Below are 15,753 nucleotides of genomic sequence, written 5' to 3'. Positions count from 1 at the left end.
ATCTCTGCCGTTGGTAGAATTGATAGAATTATGGAACCGAGTCCAAATGGAAATAACATCTCCTACATTCCTTTTGACCCAAGTTCAAAAGCAACTTTATTTATCCTTGGAACAGAAATACCTATCACCTCCTATTTCCTGATGCATCCAAATATTATTTTTACCACCTACGATACCGTTGCAGGGCTAGTAACCCCAAACAATGATTTGATGTTTAGATGTACCGTTTTTCTTAATTTGGAATAAACTACTGTTATAAAGCTTTTACATTCTCTTTCAATTCAGAATAATTGTCTGGTAATGCTATAATTCTTTTATTGGCATTTAATAAAATAAAAGTTGGTGTAGACTCCACATTATAATCTCTCGCAATATCATTTTTCCATTTACCTTTTCCTAAAACATGCTCCCATCCCGAAAAATTTGGAATTAACTTTTTAAAATCAGTATCCTCTTTTTCCAAAGCCACTGCCACTACTTGAATGTCTTTATAGTCCTTTAAAAAAGCATACATTTCTGGCAACTGCTTTTTACAATGAGAACAGCCCGTACTCCAGAAAACAACAATATAATTTTTATGGGTATTTAAAGTAGATAATTGCTTGTCTTCTCCCCATTTAAAATCCGGTGCAATAGCCCCTACAACCACAGTAATTTTTGCCAATGTCTCTGATATATATCCTTCACTTTGCTGTTCTTTTGGTAATTTTTTATAGTAAGTGTCAAGCATATATCTCACCATTTCAGGATCTTCAGATTTCACAAACTCTTCAATTATTATTTGAATTAAATCTTTTTGAAGACTCGTTTTTTTAGGAATCTCTAGTACATTTTTTATAGATTCTTTATACAGATTCTGTTGTACCGTTTTGTCCTGTGAATAGTTTAAATTGAAAATATAATCTATCGTTCGATCCACCAAAAAAGAAGAATTGACCAAAATTGGATCTTGAAAATCTATATGTTCAAAAAAGTTAATTTTAATATTTTCTAAATATTCTTGCGGTGCTTCCACAACCGTCTTTGCATTATATCGCTGTGTAGCCTGAATAAAATTAAATGCCAACATGCTCTTAGACTTATTTTGATACTCCTTTTGAATATCTTTAAGTTCATAATATGTTTCTTGATAAGTGGCAGCTGTAGATGGCTTAGGGTCTTTAAAATAGGCTATCTGAAGAGAATCCAAATATTGTTGTGCTCCTAAAATAGAAACCAAATACTCTTGGTACATTTTATTCTCTCTCGACTTAGAGTACATCACTGTCTCCTCAGGATAATCGGGATTGAACTTAAAAGAAACATCTTCCTTATTATATAAAAAATCTAAAAAACCTTCTCCCTGTAACCTGTAAACAATACGATACATACCAGAGGATAATTCTTTTGGCATTTCAAAATAAAAAGACTTGTTCTCTATTTTAGTGTTTTTTATATAATGCTGTCTCCCATCTTTGATCTGATACAACATGACCCATTTTATATCTTTCGTAAAAGGTTCAAAAGTTCCTTTTAATTGAGATTGACCAAAAGACATAAGTGATGTCAGTACAAAAACAAAAAGTAAATATTTTCTAATCATAACATGGGTATTTCAAATATCAAACCAAAATTACTCTTCCTCCGAAGAAAAATATTTTACAATCGCTTCCTTCATTAAAATAGATTGTTCTCCTGGTTTTAAGGGAGGTAATTCTTCCAAAACTTTATAATGAGGCCATCCGTCAGGATCAATAAAATCAAATTCATAATATCCATAAGGCTCCAAAAGACGACATATGGCAATATGCATTAAATTCACCTTTTCATCTTTTTTAAAAGATTGTATCCCTTTTCCAAGCTCTTGAACTCCTATCAAATAAACAATGGAATCTAAATCCATAGTATCTCCATCAGCAAATTTTTCCGAAAGAAATTTTACTACCGATTCCCATTGCTCTTTCAACTCTATATCTCTAGACATCTTATTTATTTTGAAAGCAAAGATACATCAAAAGAGCATGATTTCAGCTCTGTATTCTTTGAACTAAAACTAGAAAACTTTAACTTATCTTTGAAAAAATTAAATCGCTTTTTATTTCGATGAATACATTTGATATCATTATTGCTACCCTACTTCTTTTTGGATTCATCCGAGGAGTTTTTAAAGGCTTGTTTGTAGAAATCGCTTCGTTGGTCGCATTGATTGGTGGTGTATATGGCGCCATGCATTTTTCATTTTATGTCGGCGATTTTCTAAAAAAACAATTTGATTGGGACGAGCAATATATTTCTTATGCTGCTTTTGCACTTACTTTTGTCGGAATTGTTGTGGCAGTTTCATTAGCTGGAAAGTTATTGACTAAAATTGCGAGTTTTGCTGCTTTGGGTATTTTAAACAGAATTTTAGGAGGGATTTTTGGATTTTTAAAAATCGCCTTTATTTTAAGTGTAATTCTTTCCTTTTTTATGAAGATGAACAATACGATACCTTTTGTAAGTAAAGAACAAATAAAAGCTTCTATTTTCATTGAGCCAGTTAAAAATTTGGCTCCTATGATATTTCCAAATTACTTTAACGATACTCAAACACCTTCCTTAGAAGAAATTATTTCAAACGAAATTTAATCACTGATCGCAGTTAAATTTAGTTTTAGTCGTCTAAATTCAATGTTCATATAGTATTGAGTTCTACTTGTTTTGAATTGACAACTCCGTTAGAATCCAAAATTTATTCCACAAAAAAAGCGACCTATAAAAGGTCGCTTAATTCTCGTCCATAGCGATTTTGATAACGAATAATTGAAAAAACTTCAATTTAATAATGTCAATAGCATCCAATTTTACCCCTAAAACGAATTATTTTTTCCATATTTGTGTAAAAGCTTAATACCATTCGTTAACAATGGTAAAATTATATAATTAGGTTTATACAGCCAACTGTGTAAATACGCAAGTTTTTTGCTTATGAAAAAAGAAACCCAACCAACAATACAATCTGTGGTTACAGAATTGCCCATAGATGTGCATTGTGAAGAGTACAAACATTACGACAAAATAATTCAACGTTTCCCAAAACAAGCGGTGTATATATATTCATTTTCTGAACAGAGAATGGTATTTGCAGCCGGCTGGAAAGATGTTTTAGGTTATGAGGATAGTGAAATAAACATGATGCTAATTGTCAATTCGGCAGCGGCTCAATATTCACAATCCTTGAATGAACTGAACAACAAAGCTTGGTGTTTTTTAAGTACTAAAACCGAGAAACTTGAAGAATATAGCTTTACCTATGAGATTCTACGATACCACAAAGACGGCTCAGAAATTCCCGTTTTTTCAACGGTTGGAGTACATAAGTCTATCAATGGAAAAGTGGATCAAATCATTGGAATAACGCAATACGTTCCTTCTTTAAAGTTTGGAAAAGTAATGCAATTTGCTACTTATGGTCCAGAAAAAGAAGAATTCGAAGAAAGTTTGAATAAAGAACTTTTTCATCACTTTGCTATATCTAGAAAGGAAAAAGAAGCGCTTCAACTAGCGTCCAAGGGCTATGCTTTTAAAGAAATTGCTAATAAATTAGGTGTTTCTCAATCAGCTATCGAAAAAAGAATCATCCCAATGTACAAACGCTTTAACGTAAAAAGTTTAACGCACTTGATAAGTTTTGCTTATGACAATCATGTGTTACCTTAGGCGCTTGTATTTAATAAGTTTTGTAAGGCCATGTTTACCTCTGGAAAAGAAAATTCAAAACCTTCATTTTTGATTTTTTCTGAGGATACACGACTGCCTTTTGTCAAAATAACAGCCATTTCTCCGAAGATCAATTTTAAAATGGATTGAGGTACTTTCGGCATAAAAAAGGGTCTCTTTAGAACTTTTGCCAATGCTTTTGAAAGTTCTTCATTATTCAAATCATCACCAACTACAGCATTATAGGCTCCAGAAATATCAGAATTTTCTAAGGCAAATAAATACATCTTACAAAGATCATCAATATGTATCCATGGCATATATTGTTTACCGCTACCTAAGGCAGAACCTAACCCTAATTTAAATGGCAACATCATTTTTGCCAAAGCTCCATGGTTCTCGGCAAGAACTATTCCCGTTCTTAAGGCAACGGTTCTAATTCCTATGGAGTTCATTTCAAAGACAACAGATTCCCATTCAGTACATACCTTAGCTAAAAAATCTGTTCCTAAGGCATCTTTTTCTTGGTAAATATTTCTTGTAGTCTGACTTCCATAAATCCCAGTAGCGGAAGCTGATATAAAGCTTTTCACATTGTGGCTCTCTTTACTTAACAAATCATATAACAACTCTGTAGACTGCACTCTACTCTGTAAAATCTTACCCTTTCTATCTTTAGTCCATTTAGACTCAGCAACATTTTCACCAGAAAGATGTATTATGGTTTGCACCTTTTGCAAACAAGTTTTGTCAATCAATTTATTTTCTACATCCCATAGGAAATAAGAAACATCTTTTGTGTTTTCTCTTATTCCTCTAGAAAGAATAGAAACTCGATAACCATTTGAAATTAAACACTTCGTTAAGTATTGTCCAACAAAACCAGTTCCTCCCGTAATTAAAACTCGATTCATCATTACGTAAATGTAAGAAACTCAACTTGTAAATTTATGAACATATGTTAGGATTTGATAATATAGATTGTTTCCATATTTGATTTATATTTGTAATTCAACTTAAAAATTAATTATGGATATCGAAGAAATGAACACTACGTTTGAGAGCATCAAAACTCAAACAATTGAAATCGTCAGTGAGTACGGCCTGAAATTGGTTGGTGCTATTGCGGTATGGATCATTGGATCAATGATTGTAAAATCTATGGTAAATGGATTTGATAAAGTCTTAGACAAGTCAAAAACGGACCCATCTTTAAAACCTTTCTTAAAAAGTATTGTTGGTGTACTCTTGAAAGCATTGCTTGTTATTACTGTATTGACAATGCTTGGAATTGAAATGACATCTTTTGTGGCTATTTTAGGGGCAGCTGGTTTGGCTGTTGGTATGGCGCTATCTGGTACGCTACAGAATTTTGCAGGAGGAGTAATGATTTTAATTTTCAAACCTTTTAAAATTGGTGATTTTATTGATGCCCAAGGGTATACAGGTGTTGTTTCTGAAATTCAAATTTTCAACACGATTATGAAAACTTTGGATAATAAAACGATTATCATTCCAAATGGTGGTTTGTCTACTTCATCAATGACCAATTTTTCTGTTGAACCTTTTAGAAGAGTAGATTTTACTTTTGGTGTAGGCTATGGAGATAGTACAGAAAAAACAAAAGAAGTTTTGAACGCTTTGATCTCTGCAGATAAAAGAATTTTATCAGGAGGAGACCATGACTCTTTTGTAGCTGTTTCTGGATTAGGAGATAGTTCTGTTGATTTTGTGGTTCGTGTATGGGTAAAAGCTGAAGATTATTGGGGAGTATTCTTTGATATGAATGAAAATGTATACAACACATTCAATAAAGAAGGATTGAATATTCCATATCCACAAATGGATGTGCATGTTCACAAGAACTAAAAATTATATGTTTTACTCCATTATTTATTGGAGTAACCAAAACAAAAGCCTTAAGAACTGTCTTAAGGCTTTTTTTATTACATCTAATGCACTATTATCCTCCAATATTCCGTAACCACCAAACTTATTCTAGATGGATTTTAAACCTATCTAAAACCCTACAAATTCTAAATATTAAGGGTAATCGCCACGCTAAAACAAAAAAGCCTTGCTAATTATAGCAAGGCTTCTTAATTTATATAAATGATATTTTACATATGGATACCCACACCTAAACTACCACCACCGTTTCCAGCTTCTAAAATGATACCCCATGTTTGGTTGAATTTATATTCACCACCAATATGTAAGTTCCATGCCAAATCACTGTTGTAGTCACTTGCAATTCCTATGTTAAATCCAGCTCCAACACCTCCCCAGATATCCCAAGGCTCATTCAATTTCAATAAAGAATCAAAGTAGTAATCTACTCTTGCCCCAGCTCTAATATAATCAAAGTCAAAAGGGATCGTTGCTTCCGGAGAAATTGTCCAGTTTTTTGCTAAGGCAATTTCGTAGTTACCAGTAACAGATGAGTTGTTTCCGAAAGTAGCAAAAAGGTTCAATGCTCCTCCGTAAGATTCTTGTGCAGACATAGTTGAAGAGGCTCCAAAAGCGAAAACACAGAATAAAGTAATTCTTAGTAATTTTTTCATGTTTGTTAAATATTAGTTAATAACACCACGAATATATGAAAAAAATAAAAGGAGAATCAAGAGATTCGTAAAAAAATAAATTATAATATCTTTAAACTTTCGGCTAAAATCCACCCAGTTTTACCGTCAGATAATTTGATTTTTTTCCAAACATCAACCTCATCTAAAACCATTACTTTCAGCCCTTCATGAATCTCAAACACCTCTTGTCCAGAGGCTAAAGGAGCATCCTTTACACTTGTTTTTTCATCAAAAACAATGGCTTCTATTGTTGATTTGCTTGTATCAAATTGCTTAAAAGTAAAGAACAAACTAAAAATCAAAATCAATGAACTCAAAATACTAATCACAAAGTAAGCGCGTTTCCTTCCTGGAATGTACGAAAAGTAGAAAAACAAAAAGAATAAACAGGTCATTATAGAAGCAGATACTGCAACATAAGCCCATTGATCAAAAGAAAGTTGTTGAATGACATTTTCTTCTAAATTCTGAAAAAAAGTTTTTGGCAACTCCTCAATTGCATCTATTGCCATTCTTTTAGCAAATACTAAATTATTCGCAGCATCCGTATTCTGAGGATTTAAAAGCAAGGATTTTTCCAAGTTATATATACTGGGCGCTACTTTATTTATTTTATAATAAGAGTTTCCTAAGTTGTAATATAGCTCTGAAGAAACCAATCCACTTGCTTCAATTTGCTCATACAAACCAATAGCCTCTACATATTTCTCGTTTCGATACAATTCATTTGCCTGTTTGAAAAGTTCTGAATTATTTTGAGCAAATGCATTGGAATATGCAAACAACAAAAACAAGCATACTTTTATTATTTTAAACCCAACAAGAGGCAAGGCATACTTTTTTAAAGTCGCTTTTACTGTTTCAATTTCTTTTGATAAACCAATCATCTCTTATAATTGTTTGTCTATTTTAGTAATTACCTCTTTCGCCTTATGGTACTCCTCTTCCATCATTACATTGGTAACTGGTGCGTATCTAGCGAAATCACAATCATCCAATACAGCTATAAAGCTTTTGATAACCTCAGCATCTACTCCTTTGCTAGATAAAAGTTCTGAAATACGTTCTTTGCTAATTTCACTTGTTTCTATCTGTAGTTTGGCTTTTAAATAATTATGCAATGCCTTTTCTAAAGCAATATAAAACTCTTCTTTCTTACCTAATAATTTCTTTGCCTGAGACAAGAACTTACGTGCTAATTTATCCGCTTTTCTTGTTCTATTACCAATCAAATCATTCGCTCGTTCCTTTTGCTTTTTACCGATGATGATAGCCATTGGAATCGCTAAAAATGGTAATAATAACAATAGGTAAAACAAGTTAGATTTAAAGAAATCTTTCTTTTCAACAGAGGCCAAAGTTGTATTTTGTTGTATATATTTAAAAGAACTATTTGCGGTTACTACTTGCTTATTTATCGAATTAGAAACTGTTTGTCCTTGATCTGAATTGGTTACCAAACTTTTTCCTTCAGTTACATTTACAAAAATGTTGTCTGAAATGATACTATGGTATTTTTTATCCTTTGGGTTGAAGTAAGAAAATGATACCGGCGGTATTTTATATTTTCCTTTAAACTGAGGCACCACAGTATAGGCATCAGAAACATCCCCTCTCAAACCTTTGGTACCAGAAACAGATATTCTTAAATTCTCATTATGTTCTGGTGTATACACTTCTAATTCTTGAGGAGTAATGACTTTAGGTATTTCAAATAATTTTAAATTCCCCTTTCCAGAAACCACTACTTTCAACTGGGTAGATTCATTCGCTTTCAAGCTTTCTTTGCTTGTGGTAACCGACATGTCAAAATCACCGACAGCACCATTAAAATCGGCTGGTTTCCCTTCTAACGGCAAAGGCTTGACCTTGATAGTCTTTTTAAAAGACTTTATATTTTTTCTGATATTTCTTGTGATTGGATTCCCAAAGAAATCCCCCCTACCTGTTGGTATAGCAACTATCAATTCTAAACTTGAGGGCTCAAGTGATAACTTTACTGATTTTTGCGGAATTAAGACAGCCTTTTTTAAGGTTATGTATCTATAGTCCTCTCCTTTATATTTTCCGTTCTTAATTTCAAATTGATCAATTCTTATATCTTGATTCCAGAACCCTTTGAATTCTGGCAACTCCTTCAAACCAAAATCAATTACTGTAATATTATTACTAAAATACAATCTGTATTCTACATAAATTCCTTCCCCTAAATAAGGGCTTGCATTTGAGACAATCGTTTCAAAATGTAAATTTTGATCCGCTATATAATTTGGATCATTGGGGTCTTTTGGCATTTCAATTGCATCCACAACGGCAACATCTACAGGGTTTGATTTTATAAGTTCGCCTCTATATTCAATAGTGGCACCCGAAATAGTTAATTTACCTTTTCTTTTTGGAGCAACAATATAACTATAAGATTGTGAGTACGTTACTTTTCCGTTGATCCATGATTGATTTACAGATTGACTTGGCCCACCGACAACTTCAAATCCTTTAAAGCTTGGCGGAGAAAAGTTATCTGCTCCTTGTTTATTTACCGTAAACTCAACTCTTAAACGCTGGTTTAAGCCAAGTTTATTTTTACTCACTTTTGTTGTCAACTCGATCTGAGCCAACATACTTTGAGTAAGTACTAATAAAAATATGTAGGTTAATTTAAGTTTCATTTTTAACTCTTATGCATTTGGTAAAAATTACCAGTCTTTTTCTTGCTGAACTTTTTTCCCTTTAACTTTTTGGGCATTTACTTTTTTCTGAGTTTTAGCCTCTTCATTGTTCATGGTTTCCAACAACTGTTTTATTTGCTGAGGCGTCATCTGACCTTGCTGAACCTCAGGTTTTGGTTGAGGTTTTTGCTCCTCTTTCTTTTTATTTTCAGAATCTTCGTTTTCTTTGTCTTTATTTTGATCCTTGTTTTCCTCGTCTTTTTTATCTTGGTTTTGTTCGCTCTCTTTTTTATCGTTACTCTTTTTGTCCTGATTTTCCTTTTTTTTGCCGCCGTTTTGTTTTTGCTTTTGATCTTGCTTTTTCTTCTCTTCGATCAATTTTTCCTTTAATTCATTCAAGTTCTCATCATTAGGAAACTTTTTCAAACCTTGATCAATAGTAGCAATCGCTTTTTCTAATTCATTATGAATAAAATCTTGAGCACCAGAATTAAAATAACCATCTGCACTGGTCTGAGATTGCACAATCAAACCAATCATCATAAAAAATAGTAATAAGATTGTTTTCATTATTTAGTTTTTATTTCAATTACAGACTCTATTCTTTGCATAAAATCCTTATAGTTTGCTACCGTTGGATCTTTCTCTAAAGCAGCTTCCATCAATTTTAGGACTTCTTCAAATTGATTTCCTTCCAATAAGTTATCAGCCTTTTTCTTCATCCTTTTCGCATAGTCCGAAGGAGGCGGTGGATTGTTCTTTTTATCGTCCTCTTGCTGTTGTTTTAATTTTTCACGTGCAAACGCTAAATTATAACGAGTTTCATCATCAGAAGGATTATTTCTAAGACTTTTTTTATAGGCTTCAATGGCCTTGCTATATTCTTTTTCTTGTAAATGAGCATTTCCAATATTATGATAGGCTGCAGCTTTTTCTAATTTATTTTCTGTTCCCGTAGCAGCCAATTCATATTGTGGCACCGCTTCTTTGTAATTCTTCTGAGCATACAATGCATTCCCCAAATTAAAAGAACTTTTAAAATAAGTACCTGCCTGTGCAGTTGCTTTTTTATAGGCAATGGCTGCATCTCCATACTTTTCAGCTTCATATAAAGCGTTTCCTTCTCTTACAAAACTCCTTGCCAATCTTTGCTGTACAATAGAGTCCTGTTGTGCTTTCATAGAAAAGCAAAGCAAGCAAAAAACAACATAGTGTAGAATTTTCATAAATATTATTTTTTAAATTCTTTTTCTTTAAATAAATCTACCTTTTGAAGCCATTTCGTCTTTTTCTCTAAAAAGAAAATATCAATCATAAAAAACAGCAAACCAATCCCAACAAACCATTGAAATTGATCTTTATAATCTGAAAATTGTTTGGTTTCAAATTCATGTTTTTGAGCATTAGACACCACATCGATCAAACTTTCAACAGGCTTCGCAGTTAAATTTCCATCTACGTAAACACCATCTGCTTTACTGGCTATTTCTTTTAAAACATTAGGAACTCTGTGCGTGATAACAACCTCTCCTTTTCTGTCTTTTTTATAACCAATCAAATCTCCTTTGTTGCGCAATGGAATTGGGCCTCCTTTTTCGGTTCCGACTCCCACAGTATACACTTTGATTCCTTCTCTTGCTAAATCTTCCGCTTTTGCAATCGTATTTTTTTCATGATCCTCACCATCAGAAATAATCACTAAAAACTTATTCGTTTGTTCGTCATTATTATAATAAGTTTTAGCCAAATCTAATGCCTCGTTGATTGCCGTACCTTGACTTGAAACCATATCCGGATTTGCATTCTGTAAAAACATATTTGCAGAAGCATGATCTGTTGTGATAGGCAATAATGGATAAGAATTCCCAGCGTAAACTATAATCCCTACTCTATCACTTCCTAATTTTTCAATTGTTTTGGCAATAATCTGTTTTGATTTCTCTAATCTGTTGGGTGCAATATCCTCCGCCAACATACTTTTAGACACATCCAATGCAAAAACAATATCTACTCCTTCTCTTTTGACTGTTTTTAATTTGATTCCCATTTTTGGGTTTACCAAAGAAAGGATTAGAAAAGAAACTCCAATCAACAAAAAAACCAATTTTAAAGTAGCCTTAAAAAAAGAATAATTCGGAGCTATTTTTTCCAATAAATCCAAAGAAGCAAATTTTTTCTGCGTGCGTTTCTTCCACCAAAGCACCATGATAAATACAAGTATTACCAATGGTAAAATTGCAAAAAGATAAAAATAAATAGGTTCTTCTAATTTGTACATTGTTTAAAAATGTGTAATTGTTTAATTGTGTTATGGTTAATCATTTTTTGAACAATTACCCAATTCAACAACATCTATATAAAACTTTTAAAAAGCGTATTTCTCAATACATATTCCAATAATAACAATACCAAAGCAGCGATCACATAGATTCTATATTCCTCTTGGTAATTGTAATATTTAAACTCTTCTATTTTCGTTTTTTCTAATTTGTTTATTTCTTCATAAATAGATTCCAATTTTAAATTATTGGTGGCTCTAAAATATTTTCCATTTGTTTCTGATGCAATATGCCTCAACAAATCTTCATCAATCTCAACTTTCTGACGACGGTATACTAAATTACCTGCTCTATCCTTCGCATAAGGAAAAGGAGCCATTCCGTTGGTTCCGATTCCAATAGTATAAACCTTTATATTCAATTCTTTTGCCAGCTCGGTTGCTGTTCTTGGGTCAATAAATCCAGCAGTATTGACACCATCTGTCAACAGAATAACGACTTTACTTTTTGCCTTACTGTCCTTCAATCTATTAATTGCTGAACCGAGTCCCATACCAATCGCAGTACCATCCTCAATTTGACCGTAATGAATTTCAGAAATAGTTCTTGCAACAATTCCCTTATCACTTGTTATCGGAGTTTGTGTAAAACTCTCCCCAGCATATACAACAATCCCTATCCTGTCATTGGGTCTTTTTTCAACAAAATCAGCCGCAACTTCCTTCAACGCCTCTAATCTGTTTGGCTTTAAATCCTTGGCCAACATACTTCCAGAAACATCAATGGCCATAACGATATCAATTCCTTTATTCGATTTCGTTTTCTTGCTTACTTCTACATTTCTCGGACGCGCTAAAGCAATAAATAATAAAGCTATAGCAACGATTTTAAGCACATATAGCAAAGGTTTTAATTGTGCTAAAATGGATTTTTTCAACTTAAATCCAGAAACTGTCGTAACTGTTAAAGATGCTGTACTTTTTTTATGACTGTAGTAAAACCAGAATATCAAAAAAGGTAGTATCAATAACCCCCATAAAAACAAAGGTGTCTCAAATTCAAAATTTGTCCAATTACCCATCATTATTCGTTTTCAAATTTTATGGATTGAATCACTGTATCCATAGTAGTTTGTACATCTTTATCTTCAAAATTTGCATTGGTAAACACTTGCCAAACTTTATTTTTTTGTGAAAAACCTAATAGATTAAATCCTTTCTTAACGCCTTTGCTCACATAACTCCCTTTCAAATAAACTCCATGAACTTCCTCGCCAAAAGAGGCAGGTTGTCTTTCAAATTCTAGATCTTCAATTTTTTGAGTTTTCTCTAAATTGCTAATCGTACTCTGAACCACTTGTTCTACATCTGGGTTTATTTGAGCCGCATAAACTAAAGTAGTTACAGATATTTCAGAATTTTCTGAAGGATTTACATAACTGTAAATTTTTAACTCCGACATGACACTTTGAATTTGTGCCGGTACCTCATCTGATTGCAATGCTACTGTACCTGGAGCTGTCAAAATCAACGCAGGAGAACCAAAGGTTTGTTTGCTCCATCCATCGGATTCAACTTCTTCTGTAGGCAACGCATTTGCTCCTTTTTTAATTTGAGCCGTTTGATAAATTTGATATCCAAAAAAGCCAATGACCAAGGCTGCAAAAACAATAATTGCAACAAATATTTTAGAACGCTTGCTTAAATTTTTAAATGAAAACTCTTTCTTAGGTTTCGTTTCTTTGACAATACTCTCTTCTAATACTCTTTGCTGTTCAGAATAAGAATCCAATAAAGGTTTCATTTCATCAATCAAAGAGGCAGCAACATTTCTATCGTTTTTGATTTCTCCAGAACTAGGACGTAATTTGGCAAACTTTACAAAATCGGCATGTTGTAAAAATGCTTGTAACTGCTGAATAGACTCTTTCGTTATCCCAATATTTTTAGCGCTATTTTGATCTTGTACTAAAGCGATCAATTCATCTGTAGTAGCTTCTAAAGTATGTACATTGACTTCTTTTCCAAGATATACTCTGATGATCTCAGTAAGCTCAATATAGTATTCCTTGATTTGATTATTTTCCAATAAATCCTTTTCATCCAAGTGACTGAATTTCTCAATGGCCTCTTGATAAGCAGGAATACGTTTCTTTTTAGCTTTTGTTTTCTTGGCTTTCTTCTGAAACAAAAAGTACAAACTAACCAATAAAATTAAACAACCCACAATCAGATAAAACCAATTGAAATAAGGTTTGAAATCATCAAAAACCATTGGCTCTTCAGCTATGGTCTTAATCGGAAAGGCTTTTTGCTTTACAGTATCAACAGTAACGTTTGCTACATTGATCAACAAAGAATCTGTATAATAAGTTTTGTTTTTTATAAAAACCTGTTGCTTTGGAATGTAAAAACTACCGCTATCAAAACCTGTTAAGACATACTTTTTGACTAATTTATTTTTCAACGTATCAATCTTGTCTGAAGTAACCACTTCAATCAAGCCTAAATTGGTAAGAATAGGAAAAGTAATATCCGTTTTTTTATCAACCGATATTTTATATTCAAATTGTTCTCCAATTCGAATTTGCGTGGTATCAATAGCAACAAATATTTTTGGTTCTTGCTGAGAGAAACCTAAAAACACACTGAATAAAAATAAATATATTAAGCTTTTTTTCATTTTAAATAGTCCTACTTATTTCTATTTTTTATTTTCCCTTTTGTTTGAAATATCCTAAAAGTTTTTTGACATAACTCTCATCTACCTGAGTACTTATAGTCCCTGATCCACTTTTACTAAAAGTGGTCTCGTAAAACTTTGTCAGTTCTAAAAAATTAGCCTTGTAGGCATTTCTAACCGACTTTGATCCAGTATTTACAATTACCTTTTCTCCCGTTTCTGAATCTAACATTGGAACCAAACCTAGGTTTGGAATTTCAGTATCGTGTTTGTCATAAACACGCACCCCTGTTACGTCATGCTTTTTACCAACTATTTTTAACGTTTGCTCATAAGAGTTGTCCATAAAATCAGACAACACAAAAACAATCGCTTTTTTAGTCATTACATTAGACAAGTACTTTAAAGCTTCGTCAATATTTGTTTTTTTACTTTGAGGTTGAAATTCTATCAACTCTCTAATAATTCTCAACACATGACTTTTCCCTTTTTTAGGAGGAATAAATAATTCAACAGAGTCTGAAAATAAAATCAACCCTACTTTATCATTATTTTGAATGGCAGAAAAAGCCAAAGTTGCGGCAATCTCTGTTATTGTATCTTTTTTAAATTGAGAGGTAGTACCAAACAATTGAGAACCACTAATATCTACCACCAGCATCATGGTAAGCTCTCGCTCCTCTTCAAATACTTTTATATATGGCTGATTGTATCTTGCGGTAACATTCCAATCAATATTACGCACATCATCTCCAAATTGATACTCACGTACTTCACTAAAAGTCATACCACGTCCTTTAAAAGAACTATGATATTCTCCCGAAAATATATGATCAGAAAGTCGACGCGTTTTAATTTCTATTTTGCGGACTTTTTTAAGTATCTCCTTTGTTTCCAATATTGTATTCGTTTAACTGTTGAATCGTTTAATTGTTTTGTGTTTCATATACACATTTATACAATTACTCAACACTCTATGGCACTTCTATTTCGTTTACAATTTTATTAATAATATCTACTGAGGTTACATTCTCTGCTTCTGCTTCATAAGTAATTCCAATTCTATGACGTAAAATATCATAGACAACCGCTCTTACATCTTCCGGAATTACATAACCTCTTCTTTTAATAAAAGCATAACATTTAGCTGCTTGTGCCAAACTGATACTTCCACGTGGAGATGCTCCAAAACTGATCAGTGGCTTTAAATCAGATAAATTATATTTTTCAGGATAACGTGTTGCAAAAATAATATCAAGAATATATTTTTCAATTTTCTCATCCATATAAACTTCCTTTACAGAAGCTCTTGCTTTTACTATTTGTTCTAAAGAAACAACAGGATTCACTTTAGAAAAACCACCTGAAAGGTTCTGACGCATGATCAATTGCTCATCCTCTAACTTAGGATAATCAATAACCACTTTTAACATAAAACGATCCACTTGTGCTTCAGGTAAAGTATAAGTACCTTCTTGCTCTACCGGGTTTTGCGTTGCCATTACTAAAAATGGTTCTTGCAATGGAAATGTCTCTTCTCCAATAGTAACTTGTCTCTCTTGCATTGCTTCTAACAAAGCGGACTGTACTTTTGCCGGTGCCCTGTTGATCTCATCCGCCAATACGAAGTTTGCAAAAATAGGTCCCTTTTTAATTTCGAACTTATTTTCCTTCATATTGTAAATCATAGTACCCACCACATCGGCCGGTAATAAATCTGGCGTAAACTGAATTCTACTAAAACCTCCATCCACTGCTTTTGACAAAGTATTAATGGCAAGTGTTTTTGCTAATCCTGGAACTCCTTCTAATAAAATATGTCCATTTCCTAACAAACCAATTAACAAACGATCGATCATT

At 32.7% G+C, this 15,753-nt stretch carries 17 protein-coding genes; 4 read left to right on the top strand and 13 right to left on the bottom strand.

Going from position 1 to position 15,753, the window contains the following annotated elements:
* The coding region (locus P8H68_RS04790) for a hypothetical protein (RefSeq protein WP_300322246.1) at positions 1-246 on the top strand (246 nt) is incomplete at its 5' end.
* A 7-nt stretch (positions 247-253) separates the two neighbouring features.
* On the opposite strand, the gene P8H68_RS04785 is transcribed toward P8H68_RS04790, so the two are convergent.
* Together P8H68_RS04785 and P8H68_RS04780 are read right to left on the bottom strand one after the other, a co-directional pair.
* Positions 254-1,582, bottom strand: a complete 1,329-nt coding sequence (locus P8H68_RS04785) for a TlpA disulfide reductase family protein (protein WP_300322245.1) — start codon at positions 1,580-1,582, stop codon at positions 254-256.
* 30 nt (positions 1,583-1,612) lie between these two features.
* Complete coding sequence (locus P8H68_RS04780; RefSeq protein WP_300322244.1) at positions 1,613-1,963, bottom strand: hypothetical protein; 351 nt, start codon at positions 1,961-1,963, stop codon at positions 1,613-1,615.
* A 119-nt stretch (positions 1,964-2,082) separates the two neighbouring features.
* On the opposite strand from P8H68_RS04780, the gene P8H68_RS04775 reads away from it, so the two are divergent.
* Both P8H68_RS04775 and P8H68_RS04770 read left to right on the top strand, forming a co-directional pair.
* On the top strand, positions 2,083-2,607 hold the full coding sequence (locus P8H68_RS04775) for a CvpA family protein (RefSeq protein ID WP_300322243.1): 525 nt from the start codon (positions 2,083-2,085) through the stop codon (positions 2,605-2,607).
* Positions 2,608-2,946: 339 nt separating this feature from the next.
* The gene (locus tag P8H68_RS04770; RefSeq protein WP_300322242.1) at positions 2,947-3,678 is read left to right on the top strand and encodes a LuxR C-terminal-related transcriptional regulator; all 732 of its coding nucleotides are present in this window, start codon (positions 2,947-2,949) and stop codon (positions 3,676-3,678) included.
* Here the strand turns inward: P8H68_RS04770 and P8H68_RS04765 are convergent.
* On the bottom strand, positions 3,675-4,595 hold the full coding sequence (locus tag P8H68_RS04765; protein ID WP_300322241.1) for a TIGR01777 family oxidoreductase: 921 nt from the start codon (positions 4,593-4,595) through the stop codon (positions 3,675-3,677). The two genes, P8H68_RS04770 and P8H68_RS04765, sit on opposite strands and share 4 nt — an antisense overlap.
* A 112-nt stretch (positions 4,596-4,707) precedes the next feature.
* On the opposite strand from P8H68_RS04765, the gene P8H68_RS04760 reads away from it, so the two are divergent.
* Positions 4,708-5,547 (top strand): mechanosensitive ion channel domain-containing protein, encoded by an 840-nt coding sequence (locus P8H68_RS04760; protein ID WP_300322240.1) that lies wholly within the window; start codon positions 4,708-4,710, stop codon positions 5,545-5,547.
* Between the two features lie 251 nt (positions 5,548-5,798).
* Here P8H68_RS04760 and P8H68_RS04755 read toward each other — a convergent pair whose 3' ends face one another.
* The 10 genes from P8H68_RS04755 to P8H68_RS04710 all read right to left on the bottom strand — a co-directional run.
* The gene (locus P8H68_RS04755; RefSeq protein WP_300322239.1) at positions 5,799-6,242 is read right to left on the bottom strand and encodes a hypothetical protein; all 444 of its coding nucleotides are present in this window, start codon (positions 6,240-6,242) and stop codon (positions 5,799-5,801) included.
* Positions 6,243-6,322: 80 nt separating this feature from the next.
* Positions 6,323-7,150, bottom strand: coding sequence for a hypothetical protein (locus tag P8H68_RS04750; protein ID WP_300322238.1), 828 nt, complete (start codon positions 7,148-7,150; stop codon positions 6,323-6,325).
* A 3-nt stretch (positions 7,151-7,153) separates the two neighbouring features.
* The gene (locus tag P8H68_RS04745) at positions 7,154-8,932 is read right to left on the bottom strand and encodes a BatD family protein (RefSeq protein ID WP_300322237.1); all 1,779 of its coding nucleotides are present in this window, start codon (positions 8,930-8,932) and stop codon (positions 7,154-7,156) included.
* A gap of 27 nt (positions 8,933-8,959) precedes the next feature.
* The gene (locus P8H68_RS04740; protein WP_300322236.1) at positions 8,960-9,502 is read right to left on the bottom strand and encodes a hypothetical protein; all 543 of its coding nucleotides are present in this window, start codon (positions 9,500-9,502) and stop codon (positions 8,960-8,962) included.
* Positions 9,502-10,158 (bottom strand): tetratricopeptide repeat protein, encoded by a 657-nt coding sequence (locus tag P8H68_RS04735; RefSeq protein ID WP_300322235.1) that lies wholly within the window; start codon positions 10,156-10,158, stop codon positions 9,502-9,504. Before P8H68_RS04735 ends, P8H68_RS04740 begins: the two co-directional genes overlap by 1 nt.
* Before the next feature lie 5 nt (positions 10,159-10,163).
* Positions 10,164-11,210 carry a VWA domain-containing protein gene (locus P8H68_RS04730; protein WP_300322234.1) on the bottom strand — a complete coding sequence of 349 codons (1,047 nt, stop codon included), beginning with the start codon at positions 11,208-11,210 and terminating at the stop codon, positions 10,164-10,166.
* Positions 11,211-11,284: 74 nt separating this feature from the next.
* Positions 11,285-12,292 carry a VWA domain-containing protein gene (locus P8H68_RS04725; RefSeq protein ID WP_300322233.1) on the bottom strand — a complete coding sequence of 336 codons (1,008 nt, stop codon included), beginning with the start codon at positions 12,290-12,292 and terminating at the stop codon, positions 11,285-11,287.
* A gap of 2 nt (positions 12,293-12,294) precedes the next feature.
* Positions 12,295-13,893, bottom strand: coding sequence for a hypothetical protein (locus P8H68_RS04720; RefSeq protein ID WP_300322232.1), 1,599 nt, complete (start codon positions 13,891-13,893; stop codon positions 12,295-12,297).
* A gap of 28 nt (positions 13,894-13,921) precedes the next feature.
* Positions 13,922-14,791 carry a DUF58 domain-containing protein gene (locus tag P8H68_RS04715; protein WP_300322231.1) on the bottom strand — a complete coding sequence of 290 codons (870 nt, stop codon included), beginning with the start codon at positions 14,789-14,791 and terminating at the stop codon, positions 13,922-13,924.
* A 76-nt stretch (positions 14,792-14,867) separates the two neighbouring features.
* The coding region (locus tag P8H68_RS04710) for an AAA family ATPase (RefSeq protein ID WP_300322230.1) at positions 14,868-15,753 on the bottom strand (886 nt) is incomplete at its 5' end.

This window comes from Flavicella sp. (assembly GCF_029238425.1).
GTDB lineage: Bacteria > Bacteroidota > Bacteroidia > Flavobacteriales > Flavobacteriaceae > Flavicella.
Note: the sequence above shows the minus strand (reverse complement) of the source record. Positions and strands in the feature narration are given on the sequence as shown.